The sequence below is a fragment of the Candidatus Binatia bacterium genome, assembly GCA_029248525.1.
GTDB lineage: Bacteria > Desulfobacterota > Binatia > UBA12015 > UBA12015 > UBA12015.
In genome coordinates this window covers 326,076-351,618 of sequence record JAQWJE010000008.1, presented here as the reverse complement: position 1 = coordinate 351,618, position 25,543 = coordinate 326,076, and the positions used below count along the sequence as shown (strand labels likewise).

Annotated in this window: 23 protein-coding genes; 14 read left to right on the top strand and 9 right to left on the bottom strand. The window is 60.5% G+C overall.

Annotation, left to right across the window (positions count from 1 at the left end; genetic code table 11):
- Positions 1-8: 8 nt before the first annotated feature.
- The gene (locus tag P8K07_02270; protein MDG1957348.1) at positions 9-1,541 is read left to right on the top strand and encodes an aldehyde dehydrogenase family protein; all 1,533 of its coding nucleotides are present in this window, start codon (positions 9-11) and stop codon (positions 1,539-1,541) included.
- 32 nt (positions 1,542-1,573) lie between these two features.
- On the top strand, positions 1,574-2,170 hold the full coding sequence (locus P8K07_02265) for a histidine phosphatase family protein (GenBank protein MDG1957347.1): 597 nt from the start codon (positions 1,574-1,576) through the stop codon (positions 2,168-2,170).
- A gap of 15 nt (positions 2,171-2,185) precedes the next feature.
- On the opposite strand, the gene P8K07_02260 is transcribed toward P8K07_02265, so the two are convergent.
- Complete coding sequence (locus P8K07_02260; GenBank protein ID MDG1957346.1) at positions 2,186-4,549, bottom strand: TonB-dependent receptor; 2,364 nt, start codon at positions 4,547-4,549, stop codon at positions 2,186-2,188.
- Between the two features lie 166 nt (positions 4,550-4,715).
- Between P8K07_02260 and P8K07_02255 the strand changes: the two genes are divergently transcribed.
- The gene (locus P8K07_02255; protein MDG1957345.1) at positions 4,716-4,961 is read left to right on the top strand and encodes a hypothetical protein; all 246 of its coding nucleotides are present in this window, start codon (positions 4,716-4,718) and stop codon (positions 4,959-4,961) included.
- 61 nt (positions 4,962-5,022) lie between these two features.
- Complete coding sequence (locus P8K07_02250) at positions 5,023-5,256, top strand: hypothetical protein (protein ID MDG1957344.1); 234 nt, start codon at positions 5,023-5,025, stop codon at positions 5,254-5,256.
- Positions 5,257-5,266: 10 nt separating this feature from the next.
- Here P8K07_02250 and P8K07_02245 read toward each other — a convergent pair whose 3' ends face one another.
- Positions 5,267-6,184 (bottom strand): ribokinase, encoded by a 918-nt coding sequence (locus P8K07_02245; protein MDG1957343.1) that lies wholly within the window; start codon positions 6,182-6,184, stop codon positions 5,267-5,269.
- 98 nt (positions 6,185-6,282) lie between these two features.
- Between P8K07_02245 and P8K07_02240 the strand changes: the two genes are divergently transcribed.
- From P8K07_02240 to P8K07_02215, 6 genes are all read left to right on the top strand, one after another.
- On the top strand, positions 6,283-8,532 hold the full coding sequence (locus P8K07_02240; GenBank protein MDG1957342.1) for a DUF3604 domain-containing protein: 2,250 nt from the start codon (positions 6,283-6,285) through the stop codon (positions 8,530-8,532).
- Between the two features lie 9 nt (positions 8,533-8,541).
- Complete coding sequence (locus P8K07_02235; protein ID MDG1957341.1) at positions 8,542-9,444, top strand: nucleoside hydrolase; 903 nt, start codon at positions 8,542-8,544, stop codon at positions 9,442-9,444.
- Entirely contained in the window at positions 9,441-10,292 is an 852-nt protein-coding gene (locus P8K07_02230; GenBank protein MDG1957340.1) for a phytanoyl-CoA dioxygenase family protein, read from the top strand. The genes P8K07_02235 and P8K07_02230 overlap by 4 nt, the downstream gene beginning before the upstream one ends.
- Before the next feature lie 36 nt (positions 10,293-10,328).
- Complete coding sequence (locus P8K07_02225; protein ID MDG1957339.1) at positions 10,329-11,465, top strand: CoA transferase; 1,137 nt, start codon at positions 10,329-10,331, stop codon at positions 11,463-11,465.
- 190 nt (positions 11,466-11,655) lie between these two features.
- The gene (locus P8K07_02220; protein ID MDG1957338.1) at positions 11,656-13,029 is read left to right on the top strand and encodes a hypothetical protein; all 1,374 of its coding nucleotides are present in this window, start codon (positions 11,656-11,658) and stop codon (positions 13,027-13,029) included.
- Between the two features lie 107 nt (positions 13,030-13,136).
- A complete protein-coding gene (locus P8K07_02215; GenBank protein MDG1957337.1) occupies positions 13,137-13,964 on the top strand; it encodes a coniferyl-alcohol dehydrogenase in 828 nt (275 codons plus the stop codon).
- Between the two features lie 47 nt (positions 13,965-14,011).
- Here the strand turns inward: P8K07_02215 and P8K07_02210 are convergent, their stop codons facing one another.
- Positions 14,012-15,217 (bottom strand): amidohydrolase family protein, encoded by a 1,206-nt coding sequence (locus tag P8K07_02210; GenBank protein MDG1957336.1) that lies wholly within the window; start codon positions 15,215-15,217, stop codon positions 14,012-14,014.
- 118 nt (positions 15,218-15,335) lie between these two features.
- On the opposite strand from P8K07_02210, the gene P8K07_02205 reads away from it, so the two are divergent.
- Both P8K07_02205 and P8K07_02200 read left to right on the top strand, forming a co-directional pair.
- Positions 15,336-16,823, top strand: a complete 1,488-nt coding sequence (locus tag P8K07_02205; protein ID MDG1957335.1) for an alkaline phosphatase — start codon at positions 15,336-15,338, stop codon at positions 16,821-16,823.
- 70 nt (positions 16,824-16,893) lie between these two features.
- On the top strand, positions 16,894-17,910 hold the full coding sequence (locus tag P8K07_02200) for a zinc-ribbon domain-containing protein (protein MDG1957334.1): 1,017 nt from the start codon (positions 16,894-16,896) through the stop codon (positions 17,908-17,910).
- A gap of 9 nt (positions 17,911-17,919) precedes the next feature.
- Here the strand turns inward: P8K07_02200 and tatA are convergent, their stop codons facing one another.
- A complete protein-coding gene (gene tatA, locus P8K07_02195; GenBank protein MDG1957333.1) occupies positions 17,920-18,129 on the bottom strand; it encodes a twin-arginine translocase TatA/TatE family subunit in 210 nt (69 codons plus the stop codon).
- Between the two features lie 45 nt (positions 18,130-18,174).
- Between tatA and P8K07_02190 the strand changes: the two genes are divergently transcribed.
- Positions 18,175-19,284 (top strand): energy transducer TonB, encoded by a 1,110-nt coding sequence (locus P8K07_02190; GenBank protein MDG1957332.1) that lies wholly within the window; start codon positions 18,175-18,177, stop codon positions 19,282-19,284.
- Positions 19,285-19,302: 18 nt separating this feature from the next.
- Here the strand turns inward: P8K07_02190 and gcvH are convergent, their stop codons facing one another.
- The 3 genes from gcvH to folD are packed head-to-tail and all read right to left on the bottom strand — an operon-like array spanning position 19,303 to position 21,680.
- The gene (gene gcvH / locus P8K07_02185) at positions 19,303-19,695 is read right to left on the bottom strand and encodes a glycine cleavage system protein GcvH (GenBank protein MDG1957331.1); all 393 of its coding nucleotides are present in this window, start codon (positions 19,693-19,695) and stop codon (positions 19,303-19,305) included.
- A gap of 42 nt (positions 19,696-19,737) precedes the next feature.
- Positions 19,738-20,820, bottom strand: coding sequence for a glycine cleavage system aminomethyltransferase GcvT (gcvT, locus tag P8K07_02180; protein MDG1957330.1), 1,083 nt, complete (start codon positions 20,818-20,820; stop codon positions 19,738-19,740).
- A complete protein-coding gene (gene folD, locus P8K07_02175) occupies positions 20,817-21,680 on the bottom strand; it encodes a bifunctional methylenetetrahydrofolate dehydrogenase/methenyltetrahydrofolate cyclohydrolase FolD (protein MDG1957329.1) in 864 nt (287 codons plus the stop codon). Before folD ends, gcvT begins: the two co-directional genes overlap by 4 nt.
- A gap of 82 nt (positions 21,681-21,762) precedes the next feature.
- Between folD and ald the strand changes: the two genes are divergently transcribed.
- Entirely contained in the window at positions 21,763-22,878 is a 1,116-nt protein-coding gene (gene ald, locus P8K07_02170) for an alanine dehydrogenase (protein MDG1957328.1), read from the top strand.
- Here the strand turns inward: ald and aspS are convergent.
- Complete coding sequence (aspS, locus tag P8K07_02165) at positions 22,875-24,641, bottom strand: aspartate--tRNA ligase (protein MDG1957327.1); 1,767 nt, start codon at positions 24,639-24,641, stop codon at positions 22,875-22,877. The genes ald and aspS overlap by 4 nt on opposite strands.
- Before the next feature lie 136 nt (positions 24,642-24,777).
- A complete protein-coding gene (surE, locus tag P8K07_02160; GenBank protein MDG1957326.1) occupies positions 24,778-25,533 on the bottom strand; it encodes a 5'/3'-nucleotidase SurE in 756 nt (251 codons plus the stop codon).
- Between the last annotated feature and the right edge of the window lie 10 nt (positions 25,534-25,543).

Here is a 25,543-nt window from a genome sequence, read left to right as displayed (position 1 = left end):
AATGTAATATGGCAATTTTCGAACCGATGGAATCGACCGGCGAGAGCCGAAAATACAACGTCAAAAGTCCCGTCACGATGGAGTCTATCGGGGAGTTCACTGCAGGCACAGATGAGGAAGTTCACGAAGCCGTTGCTCGCGCGCGGGCAGCGCAACCGGCCTGGGCCGCGCTCAGCTTTGACCAACGTGCCGAGTTTCTGTGGAAATTGGTGGATGTGACCGTCCGGCGGATGGACGAGCTGATCGATATCGTCATTCAGGAGACCGGCAAGACGCGCAACGAAGCGGTGATGATGGAGGCGTTCGCCGCCTGCATGCAAATCTCCCACTACGCAAAGCGAGCCGGGAAATACCTGCGCACGGCCGAGCGTCGAGCCTCCGGCCTTCAGAGGTTCTCGAAAAAAATCACCTTGGTCTATCAACCCCTCGGGGTCGTCGGTCTGATCACGCCATGGAACGGCCCTGTCGCCCTGACAGCCAACCCCTTTGCGCAGGCCGTGATGGCCGGGAATACCGTGGTCCACAAGCCGAGCGAGGTTACGCCTTTCTCGGCAAAATTATTCGAAGAATTTACCCGGGAAGCGGGCTTCCCGGAAGGCGTCTATCAGGTCGTTCAGGGCGACGGTGCGACCGGTGCCGCGCTGCTCGACGCCGGCCTCGACAAGGTCTCGTTCACGGGCAGCGTCGCTACAGGCAGAAAAGTCGGCGAAACATGTGGTCGAAACCTGATCCCCTGCACTCTCGAACTCGGCGGCAAGGATGCGATGATCGTCTGCCGTGACGCGGATCTGGATCGTGCCGCTGACGGGGCACTGCGTGGCTCCTTTTTCAATACCGGTCATTATTGCTGCGGCACCGAGCGCGTTTACGTGCCCGAAGCGATCTATGACGATTTTGTGGCCAAGGTCGTCGACCAGGCCAGCAAACTGAAACAAAGCGCCACCGAAGAAGGCGACGTGGGAGCGGTATTCTGGGACCGGCAAATGGATATCATCGAGGCTCATATGCGCGATGCCCGGGCCAAGGGAGCGAAAGTGCTGCTCGGTGGGGACCGACGCGACGATTTGCCCGGCTATTTTTTCCCGCCAACAGTCGTTACCGAAGTCGAAAACTCCATGGATCTGATGACCAAAGAGACCTTCGGCCCCATCATCGCCATCCAGAAAGTGGCCGACGAAGAGGAGGCGATCGAGAAGGCCAACGACTCCGATTATGGGCTCTCCGGCACCGTATGGACCACAGACCTCGCCAAGGGGCTCGCGATGGGGAAACGCATCCTGACCGGAAGTGTCATTGTGAACGATATCTCGGTGACCTACGGCATCCCCGAAGCTCCTTTCGGGGGTCTGAAATCAAGCGGCGTCGGGCAGGTCAACGGCGAAACCGGCATCCGTGGATATTGCCACCCGCACCCCATCATCGTGGACAAGGCGAAGAAATCGCAGGGCGGCTATCCCTACACCGCCGAAAGCGCAGCCCAAATGGAGAAATTCGCAAAATTCCTTTACGGAAACCGCTTTCTTCGCCGGTTGATGTCCTGAGTCCTGGCGCGAAAATTTCGAGAGGCGAGAAAATGGAACGCACAGTGTTGACTTTGGTACGCCATGGCCAGACCGCCGCCAATACAGGTGGGATCTGGCATGGTTCGACGGACACCCCGCTATCGGATCACGGTCGGGAACAAGCAGCCCGCGTCGCCGAAGGGATCCGCAAGCGATTCCGGCCTGACGCCATCTACGCGAGCGATCTGCAGAGAGCGCACGATACGGCCCGCGCGATATCAGCCGCTGTCGATGTCGAAATTCAGCTCGAACCGGGCCTGCGCGAGTACGACCTGGGTTCCTGGGAGGGACGTCCCTACCGCGAGTTATGGGACAAGGAAGATCTCTGGGGCAATATGAAGAAAGATCCCGACTTTGCCCCTCATGGTGGCGAGTCGCCGCGTCAGGTCACGGACCGCCTCGTCGGGACATTGAAAGCGATCGCCGGCAAACACCCCGGCCAGCGAGTCGTTTGCGTCGCCCACGGCGGCGCAATGAGCATGGCGATGGGCCATATTCTCGACGGCGACTACTCCCAATGGAAACGAATCCTCGACAATTGCTCAGTCGCCGAAATTGCCTTCACGGAAGAGCCGGAGCTCCTTTGCTTCAATGAGGCCTGGGACTGAGCCATTGCCTCTCCCCTAGTTCCAGGCCACTTGCATCTCCACGCCCCACGTCCGTGGTGGGGGCAAGGCTCCGAAGGTGAAGAGGCCGGCGGCCGCAACCGTCTGGCCGAGAACCGACGGGTTGTTGATATTACGCCCGAATGCCTCGACCCGCAGGGTCCAATCCTCTGCCCCCGGCATGGGCAGGGTGTAGCCGACCAGCAGATTCAGTTTGGAGTTGGCTGGTACCTCGCCGATCGCGATATTCGGGAACGACGTCTGATACTGATCGATCCAACGCCAATCGAGATGCAGGTTCACGAGTCCCGGACCGAGCTCACGGATATAATCAACGAAAATCGAGTACTGGAATTTGGGAGCGCGACGCATCTGCTGGCTGGCGAAAGGCTCCTTGAACTCGCCCCCGTCGACAATATAGGTGAACTCACCATCGATATACGAGGCATCCAGATAGCCGAAGCTCTGGCGCACGGTCAGATCCGGCAAGAGGACCGCGATCAGTTCCAACTCGAAACCGCGCGTTCGTGCCTTGGCCACATTCTCGACGAACGTCTGCTGCCCGACAGGTGATTCCGGATAATAACTCAGGATCTCTTCCTGCTTGTCGTCATAGATGTTCCAGAACAGGGATGCGTTCGCGCGCAGTCGATCGTCGAACCAATCACTCTTGAGGCCGACCTCCATGCTGTCGACATATTCCGGATCGTAGGGACCCAACGACTCGATACTGCCGGCGCGGACGTTGTAGCCGCCACTTTTGAAACCACGCGAATAGAGGAAATACGTCATCGCCTCGTCGGTAATCTGCGCGTCGAGACCGGCCATCGGCGTGGGCGCATTCCAATGCGCCGTCTGACCCGCATCACCCACGATGGGGATGACCGCCTCGCCGATATGCACCGACTGATCGAATCGAGTCAAGCGCTTCTGCTCCCAGGTAAAGCGCAACCCGGCGGTCGCACTCAGCCAATCGGTAATCGCGTAATCCGCCTGAAAAAACGGCGCGATACTGAAAGTCTCCTGCCCAGTCTTCAACACCAGATCTGTGTCTATCGGCAACCCGGGATCCAACCTGCTGGTAAGGAAATAGCTGGTCTGGTCCAGAGTGAACTGGGCCCACCAGAGATAGAGGCCCGCTACGAACTGAAAACCTGCGAACTCTTCGGTTGCCAGTCGGACCTCTTCGCTTACCTGATCATAAGTCTGCTCCCGGAGGACCGAGAAATAGTCGATCGCGGAAGCATCCATGTCGGCGTTTACCGACTCGGTATGACCACGCCAACCGGTGATCGAAGTCAGCGTTCCAATATCCTCAAGTAACAGATCGGCCTGTACCGTCACCGCATCCAGATCCATATGAGAGCGATCCGAGAAGTTCTGCGTCGTGACTCGGTCGAGATTGTCCACGGAACATTCACCGTATTCGCGGCATTGCAGATCACCGCCCGGCAAATAGATCGATTCACCCGGGAACTGGCTGAGGTTGATCAAGGGGAGAGTCGGCGTGTCGTCGCGAATATGCTCGTAGGTCCCCAAAATAGTCAGGTTGTCAGTCGGAGTCGCTTCCAGTGTCAAACCGGCGGTCCAGTAGTTTTGCCCACCGACCCAACGCTTCTTGGTCTCATTATACATCGAGCCATCATCGTTCTCGCTGTAGAACCACGCCTTTGCGGCCAACTTGTCCTCGATGACCGGAGCATTGATCAGGACCCGGTAGTCATTGCGGCCGTAGGAGCCACCCGTCACACTCGATTTCAGCCCCCACTCCCCGGTGGGGCGGGTTCGGGTCACCCGGATCGCACCACCGATTGTGTTCTTGCCGAAAAGCGTTCCCTGAGGTCCTCGCAGGACTTCGATTGAACCGACGTCAAAATTGCTCACAAGAGATCCGGCCGAAACACCCAGGAACACATCGTCGATCAGAACGCCGACACCGGGGTCAAAACTTTTTTCGATATCCTGAAAACTGATCCCGCGAATTGAAATTGCCGTACCACTCGGCCCCACCCGCACGGGGTTGATGATCACGTTGGGTGCGTAGCCGGTGATGTCGGATATGTCGCGAGTAAAAGCACTTTGCAGTTGCTTCTCCCCGAGCACCGTCATCGCCACCGGAACTTGCTGCTCGAGTTCTTCTCGCCGCCGCGCGCTCACCACGATCTCTTCCACGGCAAACTCGCGCGCGAGACTGCCCGCATCCTCCCCTTGCTCGGCATCGTCGACTACGGTCGACCCGTCGGTCGCCGCTGGTTCGGCTGCCGCTGGTTCCGGCGCGCTCTCGACCAACCCGGCGACGGTATCGTCGGGCTCGAGAGCCGCGGAAGATCCAGCAACGAGGAGAAAACTCGTGATCCAAATAACTCCAAAAAGTGCTCGCATGGCGCTGATCCATATCGGCTCAAGCCCCCAAGAGTCTAACCCTCGCCCCGAGCAAGATACGGCACTCAAAGTGTCGTTAGTCGGAAAAGACCGCGGAGTACCCGAAAAAACAGCCATTTCACATCCGGAAAAGAGTAAGCGAAGACTCCGCAGAGGATCCGCCAAGGTGCTGAGTACTGTCCTCAATACTCGCAATAGCGCCTATTCGCAGGACAATTTCCGTCCGATCGACGAGGGCATCGCCCTGGACAATCCGTCCCTCGAGGGAACGATCCCCAACGCACAGGGGACCTGCATGCGGGAGGGGCCGAATCTCCGACGCGAGCCACTGATCTCACCGATGAGTTCCCGCGGGTTGTCCCCGGTCGGGTCCCCCATGCAAGATCACAAGCATCCGAGAACCGCGCTTTGACATTCCCCGTCCCAATCGCCAACATTCAGTGGTTGAACCTACAAAGAAAGTGGTGCCCCCAATGCCCGCAGCAAAAAAAACTTCCGCCAAAAAGAAAGTCCCCGCTCAGCCGAAAAAGCGCCGCCCGGGACGACCCCGCTCCTTCAGTGATCGCTCCAGTCGGGTAAATGTCCGCCTCGAGCCCGAGGAAGCCGATGCGCTCCGGGAATTCGCGGAGGAGCATTATTGGACAATCTCCACCGCCCTGCGACTGCTGGTGCGGGAGCGGCTTCTGAACGCCAAGCTCCCGACCTGAGCCGAAGGCCTCACTTCGCCGCGGAGATTGCCCGAACCTCGGCCAGAGTGGGAATCGACGGCGCAGCGCCCGACCGACTCACGCAAATCGCCGCGGCATCGATCGCAAACGATAAACTCGTCTTGACGGGTTCGCCGTCCGCAATGCGAGCGGCCATCGCTCCGACGAAGGTGTCGCCGGCCGCTGTGGTATCACAGACTTCCACCTTCCGAGCGGGATGGGTGGAGATGTGCCCGGAAAGCGAGGCGACCAGGCCCTTTCCCCCGAGCGTCGCCACGATATCTGCGCCATGGCGACGGGCCAGTTGTCCCACGAGTTCCACGACTCGATCTTCAGGCAACGCCAATTCGGTAGTTTCGCCGGCGTAAAAGCTCAATTCCGTTTCATTGACCACCAGCAGGTCCACTCGATCAAGAATTTCCGGGCGACAAACCCGGGCTGGTGCCGGGTTCAGCACCGTAAAAGCGCCACGGCTCTGCGCCTCGGTAAACGCAGGCTCGATGGCCGCATCCGGAACCTCGAATGGAGCGACCAGAACATCGCCTTTGCCCGGGCCCTTGTCGCTCCTCCGATGCGTCACGTGCTCGTTCGCCCCGGGCACAACGACAATGCAATTTTCACCATCCTGGTCGACCAGAATCATCGCAGTTCCCGTCGCTGTCCCGGAAATGGAGCGGACGCCCTCGACGGCAATCGCTTCCCGATCAAGGAACTCGCGCAGGGCTGCGCCGTTGGGGTCTTCGCCGACAGCGCCGTGCATCGAGACCCCAGCGCCCGATCGACGAGCCGCGACCGCCTGATTCAGCCCCTTCCCTCCTGGCAGGAGTTGGAAGTCGCTCCCCATCAACGTCTCGCCGGGGCGCGGAAATCTCGCCACACGCGCCACAAGGTCCATGTTGATGGAACCGAGAACATGCACCTTACCCATAGGGTCGAGGTTGCCAGATCCTGACGCGCGCGCCAAACGGCTCGCGCGGAGGTCCGCTCGCTTGCATCATACCCTGCTTCTCTGAGCATTTCGGTCTCGTGAAAAAGAGAATTCTCTGGATCTTCCTCTTGTTGGTGACCACGCTCGGCGGCCTTGGCTATTTGCTCGGGCATGGAGCCTTTGGCGAACATGAAGGTCCCGGCGAGGTCACGCCCATCGCCCGAGACCCCCATGAAATGGAGATGATTCTGGCCGAGCGCCGAGAGACCGAATCGCGTCTGAGCCCGGCGGGCACGCAAATCCTCTTTGGTGACCTCCATGTACATACGACATTCTCCTCCGACGCCTTTGTGATGAGCTTGCCTCTGGTTTCCGGAGAAGGCGCCCACCCACCTGCCGATGCCTGCGATTTTGCGCGGCATTGCGCCGCCCTCGACTTCTGGTCCATCAACGACCACGCAGAGTCGCTGACGCCGGCGCATTGGCGGGAAACCGTTGAAAGTATTCGCGCGTGCAACGCGGTGGCCGACCCGGAAAATCCGGACGTGATTGCCTTCCTGGGTTGGGAATGGACCCAAGATGGCACCAGCCCGGAGAATCACTGGGGGCACAAGAATATCATTCTCCGCGACATCGAAGAGGAGAATATTCCCACCAGACCGATCGCCGCCAGACAGCCGATGGGCGATATTGTGACAATACCTCCAGCGATTCGTGCCGGGCTCGTGCTCCTGCTCCGCGACCGCAGGACTCTGGACTTCACGACCTTCCTCGAGGAAAGTGCGTCGGTTCCCCCCTGCCCCGAGGGCGTCCCGGTGCGCCAGTTGCCCATTGACTGTCGCGAGTCGACACTTACCCCAGCCGAACTTTTCGCCAAACTCGATGACTGGAATCTGCCTGCAATGGTGATTCCGCATGGCACGACCTGGGGCAATACCGCGCCCCCGGGATCCGTATGGGACCCGCAGGTGACAGGACCAAACGCGGACCCGGAGCGACAGTTCCTGATGGAGGTCTACTCCGGGCATGGAAATTCGGAAGAATACCGGGATTGGGGAAGGAAACCCGCAATGCCGGGCTCGGCCCCCATCTGTCCGCCCCCCACTCCCGGCCCCAATGGCTTCCTCCCGAATTGCTGGCGCGCCGGAGAGATCATCGAAGAGCGCTGCCTCGCGGGCGGTGAGCCGGCCGCGGAATGCCGGCGGCGTGCTGCCGAAGCGCGCCGCAATCACGCCGCTGTCGGTCGCGCCGGCTTTCGGACGGTACCAGGTGCCACGGTGCTCGACTGGCAGGACGCTGGTCAATGCCGGGACTGCTTTCTACCTGCCTTCGATTACCGTCCGGGGATGTCGGCGCAATATATGCTCGCACGCCAATCGCCGCAGGGAGGTCCCTCTCGAGCGCGGTACGGGCTGATCGCCTCGAGCGACAACCACACCGCCCGCCCCGGAACCGGTTACAAGGAACGTGATCGGAGTGAGATGTCGGAGAGCAAGGGGCCAGCCGAGGGCGCGCCCGACCTCATCGGCACACAACAGGAACCGAAGCCTGAATCCGTGCCTCTTAATCTGGAAGATACCATCGCTTTTGGCGAGCGCGACGTCGAGCGAATGTCTTCGTTCTTCACCACGGGTGGATTGGTCGCCGTCCATGCCGCCAAACGCGATCGGGCGAGTATCTGGAATGCGCTCCAGAGCCGCCAGGTATATGGCACCAGTGGCCCGCGAATCCTGCTGCACTTCGATCTGCTGAATGGTCCTGGCGAACGGCGGGAGCAACCGATGGGCAGCGAGGCGATCCTGCAGGAAAATCCGCGTTTTCGGGTCAGCGCCGCTGGTGGTCGCACGCAAAAACCCGGCTGCTCCGACACGGCAAAGATTGCTCTCGGAACAAAACGTCTGAACGACCTTTGTCGCAATGAATGCTACCACCCCACCGATCAGCGGCATACAATCAGCCGGATCGAGGTCGTCCGAATACGTCCCCAAATCGATCCGAACGAACCGATCGGCAACCTGATCGAGGACCCGTGGAAGGTCCTCCCCTGCCCGGAGTCAACCGATGGCTGCCAGGTGGAATTCACGGACGCCGGATATCACGCCTCAAAACGCGATGCGGTCTACTACGTTCGCGCGATTCAGGAACCTACCCTCGCGGTCAACGGTGACAATCTGCGCTGCAAGCGGGACGAGTCCGGTCGCTGCCTTGAACTCCAACCGTGCTACGGAAACGACGCCCAGACGCCCTATCAGGAAGACTGTCTCGCCGAGATCGAAGAACGAGCATGGTCCTCACCTATCTGGATCGATCAGGAACCTCTGGTTGGCAGCGAGCCAGCGGGCCTGTAGGGAAAAGATATGCGAGTTTGGATCGATACCGATGTCGGCAGTGATGTCGACGACGCCCTTACAATCGCCTATGTTCTACGGCACCCGGATCTGGAATTGGCCGGGATTTCGACTGTGTTTGGCGATGTCGAACTTCGAACCGCCATCGCGGAGGCGTTGCTCGCCCTGGCGCCGGGGCAAGCCCCGCCGATCCTGAGCGGACGCGGTTTACCTCTGACCCCCGAGCGCATCGGTTTGATGTTTGGCCACGAAGGCCAAACCATCCTGCCGAATCCCGAGCCCCGCATGCGTACCGAGATCGAGCCCGAGGGTCCGGCGCGCATCGACAAGATCGCCGAAGCGCTGCATCAGACTTCCCCCGACGTTCTGGTGGCCATTGGTCCGCTTACCAACCTTGGTGCCTTGGTCCAGCATGGAGTCAAACTCCCCCAGCTTGCCATCATGGGAGGCAAGATCGAGGATGTTCTGCTCGAAGGGATGGTGCCCGAAATTCCCGAATGGAACTGGTACTGCGATCCTCTCGCCGTGCAAACCGTGCTGCAGGCACCGCATACCGAGCTCCCGACGATTGTGCCCGCGGAGGTCACCTTCCGGACCCATCTGCTCCCCAAGGATATCGAGGAGCTGCAAGGCGGAGATCCTCTGGCACAGCAGATCGGCAAGCTCTCGGAAACCTGGTTGGAGTTTCTCCGCTCCCGTTTCGGACGGCCTGACCCACGAGTCGCGCTCCATGACCCCTTGACAGCCGCCACGCTCGTGAAGCCTGAACTATGTCCGTTTGCCGATGTCTCGATCGAGGTCGACGAGCGCGCCGCTTCTCATCGGCAGAATTCGCCGGCAAATATTCGCGTGGCTACCGATGTCGATAACGATGCATTGCGAGAGCACCTGATGGAAACGTGGCTGGCATGAGCGCAGCACTCCTGAGCCCGGCGCAGGTCGAGGCCTTCCGAAAAGACGGATACCTCGTCGTGGAAAATGTCCTTCCCGACGCCGAACGAATCGCCTTCGGCGAGGCTGTCGATAACGCAGTCGCGGGGCGCTCTGCTGGCGACGATCGGCCGGTCGAGGAAAAGACAATTTACGAGCAGAGCTTCATCCAATGCATGAACCTCTGGGAAGATTCGCCCGAGGTTCGCAAGCTCACCTTCGACCAGCGCGTGGGCGGGATGGCCGCCGAACTGCTTCAGGCGGATGCTGTGCGCATCTGGCATGATCAGGCGCTCTACAAGGAACCCGGAGGGCGCGAGACGGACGCTCATCAGGACCGGCCCTTTTGGCCAATCGAACCTGCACGGCAAATCACTGCCTGGATTCCTTTCGACGGCTCCCGACGTGGCCAGGGCGCAATGGCCTACGTCCCGGGGTCGCACCGCGTCGGCCTCGAGAAATTCGTCGATATCAGTCATATTTTTCAGGAACCCTATGACGTGGTGAACGACCCGCTGGTCGCCGATACTCCGCCGGTATGGGTTGAAGCCCCCCCTGGATCGATCGTATTTCATCATTCGCTCACAGTTCATCTGGCTGACGCCAACCAGGGCGACCAAACGCGCCGCGTCTACTGCATCATTTATTTCGCCGATGGCTGCGTGCGGCGAAACCCGATTCCTCATGTCACCGTCGACCGTCAGAAAATCGCGGTCGGCGAAAAGATCGTCGGGGATGTTTCACCGATCGCCTGGCCGCGGCCCGATGGAGATTTACCTCCGCGACCCGCGGGACGACCTCCGCGGATCGGCTACGCCAATACGGCCTGAGTTTAGCTAAGCGCTTTGGTGCGCTAGACCATTCGGATGGGAGCATTGGATGGTATTCGCGTAGTGGACCTCAGCACCATGATTTCGGGCCCGATGTCCACCCGCATTCTGGGGGACCAAGGCGCGGATGTGATCAAGGTCGAGCCACCGGAAATTGGCGATCTTGTGCGCCATATGGGCGCGACGCAAAACGGTGTCTCCGCCACTTTCGCCACCGCGAACCGCAACAAGCGATCCGTTCTTGCCGACCTCAAAACCCCGGACGGGCAAGAGTTCGTTCGGCGTCTGGTCGGAACAGCTGATATTTTCGTGCAGAACTTTCGTCCCGGAGCGATTGAACGCCTACAGTTGGGTTATACCGAGGTCCGGAAGCTGAAGCCCGATATTATCTACACCTCGATCAGCGGCTTCGGAACCCGAGGACCCTTCAAGGACCAGCGAGTTTACGACCCGGTCATTCAAGCGCTCTCCGGGCTTGCCGCCATTCAAGCCGACCGCGAGACCGGGCGCCCCAGGATGATGCGGCTCGTCGTTCCCGACAAGCTCACAGCCGTCACGGCCGCACAGGCAATGACCGCAGCGCTATTCGCCCGCGAGCGCACCGGTAAAGGCCAACTGCTCGAACTTTCCATGCTGGACGCCACAATCGCTTTCCATTGGAGCGAAGGAATGGCAGGCCACACCTGGAAGGGCGAGCGCGTCCAACGACGTCACTCTCGACTGGCGCAGGATCTGGTCTTCCAGACGGCCGACGGCTTCATTACGGCCGGCGCCGTCTCCAATGCCGAGTGGGAAGGCCTATGTCGCGCCGTCGAGCGAAAGGATTGGCTCGAAGATGAGCGTTTCGCCACACCCGGCGGCCGGATCGCGCACGCGGGAGAGCGCCTCACCATGCTTGCCGAGGTCTTGCAGCATCGATCGAATATCGAGTGGCTGGTGCGCCTCGGCGCCCAGGACGTGCCGTGCGCGCCTGTTCTCGACCGCGAAACCCTTCTGACCCACCCGCAAATCGTCGAGAATGAAATCCTGGCCGAAAGTACCCATCCGGTGGGCGGGGAAATGCGGCAGCCACGGCCCGCCGAGAAATTCAGCGAAACCCCAAGCGAAATCCGTCTCCCCTCGCCGGGTTTGGGAGAGCATACCGAGGAGCTCCTTCGCGAAGTAGGACTCTGAGGCCCCGAGGATTATCGGTTCGAATCGTGGCGGATCCGCCGACAGAAGCGCTTGGGCAAAGCCCAACCGCTAGTGAAAAAGCCTCGCTCACTGTTAAGGTAAGAGCGGTTCGCGGATTGGCCCGGGGATCGGAATGCGAGACCAATGGCTCGCACAATCGCGGCAGGTGCCGAGGCGGAAAGACGAAATCATGTTGGATCTTTTGAAAATTGCGAGGACCGAGGCGGATGGCGGAGATCTTCTGGAGCTATTGGGAGGCCTCTACCAGCCCAGCGAAGTTCGGCCCGAAGGGCACCCGGAAGCGGTCATCTGGCAGGGTGGAAACTTCGATGGAGACATCAAACCCGTCGCCCATTCGCTGACGGACGCATATGCACTGCTCGGCACCATCATGGCGACCGACGTTCTCGGCTTGCCGTTTTACGGCGTTCCGATGTGGTCACAATATCGCCATGATCTCGACCTCGCCCCACTCGGATGGTTCGGGAATATGCCCTGCACGTCGATCAAATGGTCGACTGCCGGGGATGCCTATGTCAACGACGGCAGCGGCGGCCGAGTCGTCGTCAAAGGGAAGTCCGGCAACGCACCGCTGCGCACGCAGGCCGGGGTTTACTGCAACGTGCGCCCCTATGGAACGATTACCGTCGTCCGTTGCATGCCATGCCTGCCCTATTCCCAAGACCGCGCCGCTTTCGATGTCCACCCCGAAACCGGCATCATCCACTCCGAAATGAATACGCCGGGCATCCAGATGGCCTACGCCGCTCGTCGCTTCCTCCAGATGGTCAACGACACCGGCAAGCTGGGGCGTGTCGCCTTCAAGCCCACACAAGCCATGGAAGACGGTATCAACTCCGGAATTCTCTCGTGGCTGCTGGAAGGAACGAAGTTCAACGTAGGGCGCAAATATGCGGTGGATGGCTACGTCGAGCACCGAGAGCGTGTCGATCGCATCATCAAACTCCTGCCGGCAGACTTCAAGGCAGGGATGGAGAACTGGACGGGACAGGTTGAGCAACATATCGCCGACACGAACTACGGCCTGCTGCTCTGGGATCTGATCGACGCACAGGACGTGGTGGTTCTGGCCACCGACCTCGACGGCGATCGTTTGACCGACCTGCTCGCCGACGTTTCGGACCCGCTCCGTCACTTCGGTCAGAAGGTCCTCGATCGAGTCGGAGCCTCGGGCCAATCGATGAAGGAGCTCTGGTCCGAGATGGGTTATACCACCGGCAACGGTCGCGATATGACATCGGTGATGTACCGCATGTCCGGCCCCCCCATCCATGAACAGACTCTTGGTTCGGCAGATGCCATGCTGCTGCGGCTGCTTGACGGCGACGAGTCCATGGGCGGCAAGAAACAACCCTATGACCCTCGGATTCATTTTGTTCTGATCCGGGATGCCTATCTCGATGCCAATCCGGGCAATGCGGCCCTCGCGGGCTGGCTCGACGACGCACTCGCCACTTTTGATAAAGTATATGGCGAGAAACGACCGGGCTTTCTCGAGGGATATGCGCAGCTCAAAGACGCCATCAAGCCCTGGGGCGCCTGAGGGCCGGGACTCTCCGGGAAGGCGATCCGTCAGGCAACTCGCAGCGCGCGTGCTTTACAGTCAATCGGCTTGACGATAGTGAAAGATTCGCAGACGAGGAGAAACGCATGAATACAGATCCGTGGAGCTATCAGGGGAAAAAAGTTGTCATCACTGGATGTTTTTCCGGCATGGGAGAAGCCGCCGCTCGAGAGCTCGTGCGGCTGGGCGCCGAGGTGCATGGCGTCGACATCAAGGAGTCGCCGGTCAAGATGGCCTCTTTCCAGCAGGTCGACCTCCGGGACACCCTGCAGATCGATAAAGCCCTCGAAGCGATTGGGGGCGATATCGATGCTTCCTTTTACTGCGCCGGGCTGCCGGGAACCTTTCCGCCGCTGGAGGTGATGCAGGTCAACTTCGTGAACATGCGCCATTGGACCTACGAGGTCGCCAAACGCATGCCGAAGGGAGGCGCCCTGGCGGTCATCGCCTCAACGGCTGGCCACGGATGGGACGAACGACGGGATGCGATTCAGGAGCTGATGGACACGCCTGATGCAGCCTCCGGCTTTGCCTGGTGCGAAGCGCACCTTGACGTGGTTGCTGACGGATATCTCTTCTCGAAGATGTGCACCCAGTATTTTACCATGCGAACCGCCGCCGAACTGATTCGTCGAGGAATTCGCATCAACTGCGTGAACCCCGCACCCACCGAGTCGCCCATGATGAAAGACTTCGAGGCGACCGCCCCTCCAGCTCTGATCAACGCATGGGCGGAACCCATCGGCAGACGAGCGCAACCGGTCGAGATGGCGCTTCCTCTGATCTTCCTCAACAGCGATGCCGCCGGTTTCATCAGCGGTCATAACCTGCATGTCGATGGAGGTTGGGCCGGCAGTATCGACTCAGGTTCTCTCGACCTGAATGAACTCATCGGCAAAGCTCTGGAAGGCTGACGAACTCGGAGGGGCTTGCACCATCAGGGCCTGACCTCGACTAGCCCCTACCAAAAGCACGGGCTGGTCGCGTCGCTGGGCTTCTCCAGCAAGGGATCCGCCACCTGTGCGACCGTTGGGCCACACCTCGTCGCGACGGCCTTCAAGGCCTCGTAATCAAAGCCGAAAAGCTTGGCCGCATTCTGCCCAAGAATCTTGCGAGTTTCCCCCGGATCGATATCGCTGAAGGCAAGACGAAGAGATTCAAGCGTGTAGGGGTAGGTGCCTTCAAAGTGGGGATAGTCGGCGCCCCAGAGGACATGGTCGACACCCACCAGATGTCGCCCAGCCAGATCTGCCGGGCGAGGAAAGCTCGCACCGTACCAACAATTCGTCTTTGCGTAGTGACTGGGTGGTTCCCGGGTCACACCCCGGCCCTGAAAATCGACTTCGCCCGTGCTCCCGGAACCTGCAATTTGGAAGTAAAGCTTGTCCATATGCTCAATTGCGCCCTTCACCCAGGCGCAACCGGATTCGCTGATCAGGTAACGCAGTTTCGGATGGCGTTCGAACACACCCGAGAGGATCAGGTGCGCCATCCCTCGGGTGGCGAACCATGACATTTCGTACACCCAGATCATACTCGAGGCCGGGTGGTCGCCGTACTCGGGACAACCGCCGCCGGAGTGCTGGTGAATGATGAGATCGTTGGCTTCGCAGGCAGCCCAGATAGGATCGTACCGCGGGGAATAGAGCGGTTCGAGGTCCGTATCATCGGCCACCTGAGAAATCAGAACGCCCCCCTTGAGTTCGTGTTTGGCGATCCACTCGATGTCCCGGAGAGCCTCTTCCACGTCATTCAGCAGAATCACGCCGACACCCGCCCGTCGATCCGGAAAATCCTGACACCAATCGGCCAACCAGCGATTGTGCGCGCGAACACCCGCCAGACGAAGCTCATATTCCTCCGCAGTCGGCGGCCGCGCCACCACGATTCCGGCGGGTGGGAAAAAGGGCGGGACATTATTCGGAAAGAGCACCTCCGCGACAACCCCCTGAGACTCGAGATCGTCTACCCGCTCCTGCCCGCCCCACGTCAGATCTTTTTTCTTGCCCAAATGCTTCCGCGACGGGTTCCGATATTGATCCCGCCACGCGTCGAAACGTTCTCGATATTCGGGATCCAGATAATCGCGATAGCCATCGATGCGAGCTCCGGCATGGCAATCAGCGGAGATCAGCACATAGGGATCGTTCGAAATGATTTGAGACATCCAGTGGCCCTCCCGCGCATCACGGCGCAGCAAAGAAACGGTTCCGGGCGATTATCGTTCAAGCATTCGCTCCAATGCAACCCGAACGGTATAGAATAATGAAGGTTGGTCGATTCCCATGACGCTAAACACTATTTGCTGGTCCTTTCTTTTCGTCGGGGCCTTCGCCTCGATCGCACCCGCGCAAACAGCCCCCTCCTTCCAACTGGGTCAAAACGAACTTCGCGCCCGCCTCGCCGTCGAACCCGACAAAAGCGAAGCCCGGAATCTGATTCTGATGATTGGTGATGGCAACGGCGTCAACTCGGTCACTGCCACGCGAATCTTTGCCGGGCAGGAGCAAGGGCTGCCGGGCGAGGAATTTCAACTCTCCTACGATAAAATGCCGCACCTGGCTCTGCTCAAGACCTACAACACAGATGCGCAGGTCCCGGATTCTGCAGGCACCATTACCGCCATGCTCACCGGGCAGAAGACTCGGGCCGGGGTCATCGGCGTCGGTGCCGGCCTGGAGCGCGGGAATTGCGCTGCGGTAGCGGAACATCGTCTCCCCAGCCTCTTCGATCAGGCACGCGATCAAGGATGGGCGCGCGGGGTGGTCACCACCACACGAGTGACGCATGCCACGCCGGCCGGCGCGTTCGCCGCCAGCGCCGATCGTGACTACGAGAGCGACGCCCGGATGCCGGCAGAATGCACCGAGCAAAAAGATATTGCGGCCCAACTTCCCGAGGCGAGAATGGACTTCGTAGCCGGAGGCGGGTTCACTCAGTTCCTCACCGGCTCCGACACCATCGCCCCGAACGTTCGTGGCGAACGAAAAGACGGCCGCAACCTTCTCGACGAAGCCCGCCAGTCCGGGACTCAGGTCGCTGTCTCCGCCGCCGAATTCAGCCGATTACCGCTCGACGGCAAAAAGCCCGTGCTCGGACTGCTCGCCTCCGGGCACCTGGCCTTCGAGGCTGACCGCAAGGATGAGCCGTCGCTGGCCGAGATGACCACAGCAGCGATCCGTCACCTCGAGGCCACCGGCAAACGCTGGATCCTGCTGGTCGAAGCCGGTCGCATCGACCATGGTCACCATGCCACCAATCCACGTCGCGCGCTCAAAGACGGCGTCGCCTTTGCCGATGCCGTTGCCGCGGCCGAACACGCGGCCGGAAACGACACGCTGATCATCGTCACAGCCGATCACTCTCATACCCTGACCATTCAGGGATACCCCCGGCGGGGAAGCCCTATCACGGGACTCTGCGAGAAAATGGGTGGCATCGATGGCGAACCTTGCCTTGATGCCAAAGGCACGGCTTACCCCACCCTCTCCTATGCAAACGGACACCGAACGCCCTCCTCAGGGAAGCGAACAGCCCCTGATCCCCTCATGGCTGCTTCCAAGGATTTCCTCATAGAGACGTTGATTCCCCAGCCCTTTGAGACGCATGGGGGTGCGGATGTGGCAGCGTATGCGCGGGGGCCGGGCGCCTGGCTGGTGTCGGGAACGATGGAACAGAACACTCTCTACCATGTCATGGCCCACGCGACCGGGCTGGTTCGTTTCGGCCCCGAAACCATCGCAAGCGGATCCGATCCGGCGGTAAAACCATGAGCCAACTCTTCCCAGCCGACGCGGCAGGGGTGCATTTTCCGCTTGCTTATGGCAGCATCGTGGCGTTCGCATGACAGTCCAATGTCCCCATTGCAGCACCCAGTATCGGGTGCCCCAGGCCCAGCTCTCAGGGTCCAACCCGGTCTTCAAATGCACCAAATGCGAGCAGATTTTCGAGCCCGGAGAGCGCCGGCGAAGCATCCGCTCCCGCCAGAAGAAGAACGAAGACCCGCCAAACCTCTCCTTTGATTTCGACGACGAGGAAGACGATTCGACCGAACAACCGGCTTTTGTCGGAGGCCTGATCGATTCGGAGGAGGAAGAAGAAAACGACGATATCGGCGAAGACGAATTTGCCGATGACGAACTCTCTGCCGAAGATTCCGAGGAAGAACTGCCCGGCGAGGACGACGAAGCCTGGGCCGAGGAACCATTCGAGGAGGAAGAAGACGAGGAGGAAGACGAGGAGTGGGAAGACGAACCCCTGCCTCCACGACCGACAATCCGTCGAAACCCCGTCCGCGCTCGACGCGGACGCGCCGACCCTCCACAGAACCCGGGACGCTCACCGCTGCGACCGGTCGGATGGAGCGTAGCCGTAATTCTTCTGGCCTATTTGCTGGTCGCTGTCACGTTCGACAGGCGCCCCGAGATCGCACTCGACACGCTCAGCCGCATCCCCGTTCTGGGCAAACTGCTCGGTCAGGATCACCTACTTGCCTACCGCGTCAAACTCGACGGGATCACCGGCGGTCTCGACCATATCAAGGGTAACCGACTCGCTTATGTCGTCACTGGCAGAGCCATCAACGAGACGAACGAGAACCTGCGATTGATCGAGATCGAAGGCGAATTGATCGCGGGTGGCAAAGCTCGTGCTGTCCGCAAGGTCTATGCTGCCAACCAGGCGAAAGGAACCATCCGAAATCTCTCGATGAGCGAGGTCGATATGCTTCTACGCCTCGAACCCAACCGTCGCTTCGTCATTCCGCCCGGCAAATCTGCAAGCTTCCTGCTCGTCTTTCCCGATCCACCGGCGGATACCAGCGACGTCGTGTGCCGGGTGACCGAGGCGCGGACCTCCTGAGCCCGTGCCTCAGACCTTGGTGCCATCTCCGGGATCGTCCGGATCATCACGATCATCCGCTTCAGGGGTGATATCGATCGAATCCGGCTTTTGCATCGATTTCCGGAAATTCCGCATCGCATCGCCCACGCCCGACCCCAGTCCCGGAAGACGCGAAGGCCCGAATATCAGCAACACGACCGCTAAAATGATGAGAAGCTCTGTAACACCCAGTCCCATGTTGCGGAGTGTAGGCTCATGCCCGATTCGCCGCAAGGAGGCTCGATGACCGACCTCCTGAGCCCGCCCCCGCAGTCTCCGAGGGGCATTCTCCCCCTCGCCATCCTCCTGTCGATTCTGGTGCATATTCTCCTGCTGGTCGGCCTTGGCCGAGAGACCCTCTCCACCCCCGGCCCGCCGAACGAAATCGTCGTTTCTCTCCAATCCATCCCGCCCGAAGCGGCCAATGCCGGCAACGCACCTGCACCGATTGTCGCCCCTTCCGATCGCGAAAACAACGAAGTTCCTGACGGCCGCGCCTTCCGCAGCGACCGCAATAACCGCGTCGAGAAGGAAACCATCGCAAGAGGCATCCCCAACCCCGGACAGCCCGATGGGAGCCCCGAAGGACTGGCGCCGGAAGCAGTCCCACCCGCGCCGCCGCCAGCTGGCGAACCTGCTCCGAAGACGGCACCCGCCAACGCAAACGCACCCGAATCGGGCCAGCCCGAGGATGGCGCTCGGCGCGATGAAACCCAAAAGATGCTGGCCGCACCCGAGACCGGCACCCGCCCACCCAGGGAACTCCCGGGTTTGGAGAAACTTCTGGCACCGCCCGGGAAAGTCCTGGCAGAAAGCGGTCGGCCCTCGCGACCACCCCCGACGGCGCCCGCGCAGGATTCAGCAACGACGCGCGACTTGCTTCGCGCCCCGCCCCCGGCCAAAGGTCTTCTGGCCGGCCTTCGCGGCACCTACGACAATCTGCCAAGTGTCGCTGCCGGCAAGTTGACCTTCCTGAATACCAAAGCGGACCGATTTGCTCCCTTCGTCAGAAGGGTCGGGACTCGAGTCTTCGAGAACCTGCTGATCGAGCAACGGAAACGACTCAACGCACCGGAGATCCTTGCCGCACGAAACTCCACAACCGTGCGCGTGATACTGAATTCGCAGGGCAAGCTGCAGGATCTGCAGATCGTGGAAAGGTCGGGAAGCCAATCGATGGACGGAACGCTTCTCGAAGCGCTACGCGCGGCCGCCTTTGACCCGAATCCCCCGCCGGACGCAGCTACGGACGATGGGACCTACGAGTTCATCTTCCGAGCACAGGTATTGGCCTCGGTCGCTTCGGGTCGATTGCAGAGAGTCGAAAGCCGACTGCAGGTCGGCCTGAATTGACGATGGGTCGAGGACTCCTCAGTCCTCTTCGGACTCCTCGACAAAAGACTGATACTCAGCCGCCGTGAGCAAGCCCTCCTTGTCTTCCGGCTCGAGCAGAACCATCTTCACCATCCACCCATCGCCGTAAGGGTCTTCGTTCAAAAGCTCCGGGTTTTCGGGTAGGTCGTCGTTGATTTCACTCACGTCGCCGGCGAGCGGCGCATAGACATCCGAAACGGCCTTGGTCGACTCCACCACGCCAAAGGGATCGGCTCGCTCGACCCGATCGCCTACGGCGGGCAGTTCGACAAAAACGACCTCTCCCAGTTCCGCCTGTGCATGCTCGGTAATGCCGATCGTTGCGACGCTACCCTCAATCGATACCCACTCGTGATCGCGGGTGTATTTCAATTCTTCGGGGAATTCCATGTTTTCATTTCCTCTTGGATCGAGTGTCCGACCCGTCAATCTCTACTGCCGACCGTAGAACGGTAAATCAACCCGCTCAGCCGTAATTCTTCGCCCACGCACTTCCACCGTTAACGCATCCTCTACCGACTCCGAGGCGATCAGTGCAAGCGCTATCGGCTCAGCCAGAGTCGGCGAACGCGTCCCGCTGGTCACGTGACCCACCTGTTGGTCGCCGGCGAGCACCGGATAATCTGCTCTTGCGATCCCTCGCCCTGTGACTCGCAAGCCGATCAGTTGCCGCGCAGGCCCCTCGGCGCGCTGCCGTGCAAATACTTCCGCCCCTGGAAACCCACCCCGGGATTCCTTCACGGCCCATCCCAGACCGACCTCCATCGGCGAGATCTCCCGGGAAAGCTCGTGACCATAAAGCGGGAGGCCCGCTTCCATCCGAAGCGTGTCCCTGGCGCCCAACCCGATCGGCTCAACACCCTCGGCTTCGCCTGCCCCCAGCAAAGCCTCCCATACATCGGTCGCCTTCGCCGTGGGGATGAAGAACTCGAACCCGTCCTCGCCTGTATAACCCGTCCGGGCCGCCAGAACGGTGACACTCGCCAACTCCGTTTCCAGAACAGAAAAGCGTTTCAGATCCGCGAGCGCAGCTGAACCCAAACGGGAGACGACTGTTCGTGCTTCCGGCCCTTGGAGGGCAATCAAGGCCAGCTCTTCGCTTCGGTCTCGGACCGTGACGTCCACGCGCCCCTCGGCGTGCGAAATCAGCCAATCCGCACAGGCTACGCGGTTCCCCGCGTTCACGCAGAACAAAAATTTCTCGGCACCAAGGCGATACAGGATGGTATCGTCGATCGTTCCGCCATCGTCGGCGCAAAGCAACGTGTATTGCGCGCGTCCTTCCGTCAATCGGCCCGCATCGTTAGTCGCAATCGACTGACAGAAAGCCAAAGCGCCGTGTCCCTCAATCTCGATCTCCCCCATATGGGAAACATCGAAGAGGCCGGCCTTCGCCCGCACGGCTGCGTGCTCCTGCAACAAGCCCCGGTATTGGACCGGCATCTCCCAGCCGCCAAACTCGATGAATCGTGCGCCGCGCGCGCGATGCGCATCGTATAAGCAGGTACGCTTCATGCAGCACCCGCCGCGGCAGAAACGGTATTTCGCAGGAGCATGGCGATGGTCATCGGGCCGACGCCTCCGGGCACCGGCGTCAGGCAACCGGCGCGCAAACGAGCCGATTCGAATTCCACATCCCCCTTGAGGCCATCATCGGTTCGGTTAATGCCGACATCGATAACGGCGGCACCCGGCTTGATCCAGTCACCCCGAATGGCCTCCGGCCGGCCCAAAGCTGCGATGACGACATCCGCGCGCCCGATCTCCCCGGCCAGGTCCGCCGTCCTCGAATGGCAGATCGTCACCGTCGCATTCTCCTCGAGAAGCAGAAGCGCGATCGGCTTGCCGACCAGAACCGAACGACCGACGACCACCGCCCGCTTGCCACTCAACTCGACACCGGCCTCCTTGAGGAGTCGCATCGAGCCCAGCGGAGTGCAGGGCCGCAGCCCTGTCAGGCCACCCACCAGCCGCCCCTGACTTTCCGGATGAAGTCCATCCACGTCTTTCGCTGGAGAGATTCGTTCGATGATTTCTCTTTGGTCCAGCCCAGCCGGCAGGGGTAATTGAACCAGAATCCCGTGCACCGCGGGGTCAGCATTGAGTTCATCGACCACGGCCAAAAGTTCCGCCTGAGTTGTGCTCTCTGGCAAATCGCGGCCGAACGACTCAATCCCGACCTCGGCGCAAGCTCGCACCTTGTTTCGGACATAAATCGCTGAGGCGGGATCGGCCCCGACCAGCACGGTCGCCAACCCGGGATGAATGCCCCGCTCCGCCAAAAGGCTCACGTCGGCGGCTACTTCCATCCGTACCTTCGCCGCAATTCCCTTGCCGTCGATAATCGTCGCTTCCGCCCGCTTTTTCTCGCTCATACTCCCTGATGGATAAGCTGCGAAATGCCTTGAGTAAAGCGGCCGGCACCCGGGACCGATAAAAACTATGGTAACCTCACCCATGCGCATCGGCATTCCCAAGGAAATCAAACTCGAAGAGCGTCGTGTTGCTCTGACGCCGGCGGGCGCCTCGGCGCTTTGCAGCGCCGGGCACGAAGTTCTGGTTGAAACCGGCGCCGGAGAGGGTTCCGCACTCCCCGATGAGGCCTACCGACAAGCTGGAGCCAAAATCGCCGAAAATGCCGCCCGGACATGGAGCGATAGCGATCTCGTCCTCAAGGTCAAAGAACCCCTACCGGAGGAATACATGCACCTCCGGGCCGACCTCACTCTCTTCACGTATCTGCATCTCGCCGCGAATGAATCCCTCACTCAGGCGCTCGTGGACGCCGAGACGACCGCCCTCGCGTACGAAACTCTGCAAATCGAGGACCGCTCCTTACCCCTGCTGGCCCCGATGAGCGAGGTGGCCGGGCGCCTTTCCGTTCAGGTAGGTGCGTGGTGCCTGCAACACCAGAATGGAGGGCGCGGCGTGTTGCTCTCGGGAGTCGCAGGCGTCAAACCCGGAAAAGTGGTCATCATCGGCGGCGGCATCTCCGGCACCAGCGCCTGCCAGGTCGCTGTCGGGGTCGGTGCCGCTGTAACGATCCTCGATATCAACCCCACGCGCCTGCGCTATGTCCACGATATTCTGGAGGGTCACGTCACGACCGTGATGTCCAACCAGCCCAATATCGAGGAGGAAGTTCTTGCGGCTGACTTGGTGATCGGCGCTGTCCTGATCCCCGGTGCTCGTGCGCCCCGCCTGATTTCAAGGGATATCGTGGGACGCATGAAACCCGGCGCTGCCATTGTCGACGTATCGATTGACCAGGGCGGAATCTCGGAGACATCCCGGGTAACCACCCACGCGGAGCCGGTGTTTACCGAAGAAGGCGTCGTCCATTACGCTGTCTCCAATATGCCGGGGATCGTTCCCCACACGTCCACCTACGCCCTGACCAACGCGACGCTCCAATACGCCATGCTCCTTGCCGAGCGCGGTGTCTCCGGCGCTCTCGAAGAGAGCGGGCCCCTGCGAAAAGCTCTGAATGTGGACCGAGGCCGGATCGTTCACCCCGGAGTCAGCCAGGCCTTCCCGCAGATGCAGAAGAGCCCGCCATCACCGAAACGCTAGCCGAGCAGACGGACGCCAAGCTCCCGGAGTTGCGCCGCGGACGGACGTGACGGCGCGTCGCTCATTGGATCATGTGCCTTCTGCGTTTTCGGAAAAGCAATCACGTCACGGATCGACGACTCGCCCAACCAAAGCATACAAAGCCGATCCAGCCCCAAAGCGATGCCGCCGTGAGGGGGCGCGCCATAGCCCAGGGCGTCGAGCAAAAATCCGAACTGCGAACGTTGTGTTTCTTCCTCGATCCCCAGCGCCGCAAAAACGCGTTGCTGGATATCCGGGCGATGGATACGAATCGATCCGCCCCCCAATTCGGTGCCATTCAGCACCACGTCGTAGGCCCGGGATCTGACCGCGCCAGGATCCGACTCCAATTTTTCCAAATCTGCTTCATGCGGCGCAGTGAAGGGATGATGGACAGATACGTACCGTTTTTCGTCCTCGTTGTATTCAAGCAGGGGGAAATCCGTAACCCAGAGATAATTCCACTGTCCTTCGGGAATTCGGTCGAGCCGCATTGCCAGTTCGTGGCGTAGAAGTCCGAGGATCGATTGCGATTGTTTTCGAGGGCCAGCAACGAGGAAGAGGACGCCCCCTTCGCGCAAACCACTCTGCTCCTCGATCGCGGCCCGCTCGCCCTCGCTGAAGAATTTGGCCAGAGGCGATTGCCAACCGTCAGCTGTCTTGCGAATCCACGCGAGGCCCTTGGCCCCCACCGAAGGTGCCCAGGAAACCAGCTCATCAAGCTCGCGACGACTGAGCTTGTCGCCGTCCTCAGCAACGATCCCGCCGACGATTCCGCCCTTTTTGACCGCCTGAGCGAGCACGCGGGCCTCACTGCTGCCCATGATCTCCGTCAGTTCGACAAGCTCCAGAGTGTAGCGGGTATCCGGGCGGTCGGTGCCGAAACGGTGGGTCGCCTCGTCATAAGTCATTCTCGGGAAGGGCGTTTCGGGAACCTCGACCCCCATCGCCGCACCACCCTTGCGCAGAAGTCCCTCGGTCATCTGCAAAATTTCTTCTTCGCCGACAAAAGATGCTTCGATATCGATCTGCGTGAATTCAGGTTGCCGGTCCGCGCGCAGATCCTCATCACGAAAGCACTTTACGATCTGGTAATAGCGCTCAAAGCCCGCGACCATGAGGATTTGCTTGAAAATTTGGGGGGACTGCGGCAACGCGTAGACCTGCCCGGGATTCACCCGACTGGGCACGATATAATCGCGAGCGCCTTCCGGCGTGGATCGTGTCAGAATCGGTGTCTCGACATCGATATATCCGAGATCATCGAGGTAGCGACGAACCGAGGATGTGACTTGGTGCCTGCGTTGCAGATTCTCGCGCAAACGATTCCGGCGCAAGTCGAGATAACGGTGGCGGAAGCGCACGGCATCCCCGACTTCCGCACCTTCATTAATCGGAAAGGGGAGCGGATGTGCCGAGGAGAGAACCCGCAGTTCTTCGACCCGTAATTCGACTTCGCCGGTCGGCAAGGAGGGGTTCAGCGTCTCGTCCGGACGCCGGGCGATCTTGCCGCGCGCCGCGACCACATATTCGTGACGCACATGATGCGCTCGCTCGTGAGCTTCGGGGCTATCGTCCGGGTCCAGCACCAATTGCACCACACCGGTGCGGTCACGGAGATCGATGAAGACAATCCCGCCATGATCTCGACGGACATCCACCCAGCCAACAAGCGTTTGCTCTTCCCCGATCTGGTCGGAGCGCAGCGTGCCGCAACTGCGGTCGGGGCGCCAATCCCCCATATCGGCTAGTTCGATCGGCTTTGTCTCGTCCAGACTCATCAAAAAACCCCTGTCCGTGTGTAGATCCCTGCCCTGAAATGCGACAGTCCTCCCGTGACCTACAGGTGCGCTGCGACGTCGGCAACGCAAAGCCCCTTCAAATGGTCCACAGATCCCGCCAGACATTCATCCGAGCGTGGTCCGTGAGGTCGAATTGCAGCGGCGTTACCGTCACCCAGCCCTCTTCCAGAGCCCGTAAATCGGTAAGATTTCCCGTATCCGGAGCCGGGACGGCTCCGCTGAGCCAATAATAATCCCGCCCGCGCGGATCCTGGCGTCGCTGATAGGAATCCTCCCACGCCAGCAGACTCTGAGGCACCAACCGAATTCCGCGAGCTTCGACCCGACTCGCCGCAGGAACGTTGATATTGAGCATCGTGCCTTTGGGCATGCCGAGAGGCAGGACCGGGGCCACAACCCGCAGCGCCCATGCACCCGCACCCTTGAAGTCAAAGGTGTCCGCCGCCTCCAACGAAACCGCCACCGACGGGATTCCCATCAATGCGGCCTCCGCGGCAGCGGCTACCGTACCGGAGTAGAGCACATCCACGCCGCGATTCGCGCCCGCATTGATGCCGCTCACCACGAGGTCCGGGGCGCTCGGAAGTAATTCGTTGATCCCCAGCTTGACGCAGTCCGCGGGCGTCCCGGCCACGCTCCACGCTTGCCGCGACGCACCGATCGAAACACGCTCGGCGGTCAGAGGCTCCAAAAAGGTGATTCCATGGCCAGCTCCGCTCTGCCCCTCGGACGGACCGACCACCTCGACCTCGCCAAGCCTATCCAGCGCATCGGCGAGTGCCGCGATCCCGGGCGCCCGAACTCCGTCATCGTTGGTGACCAAAATCTTCATGCTCTGGTTC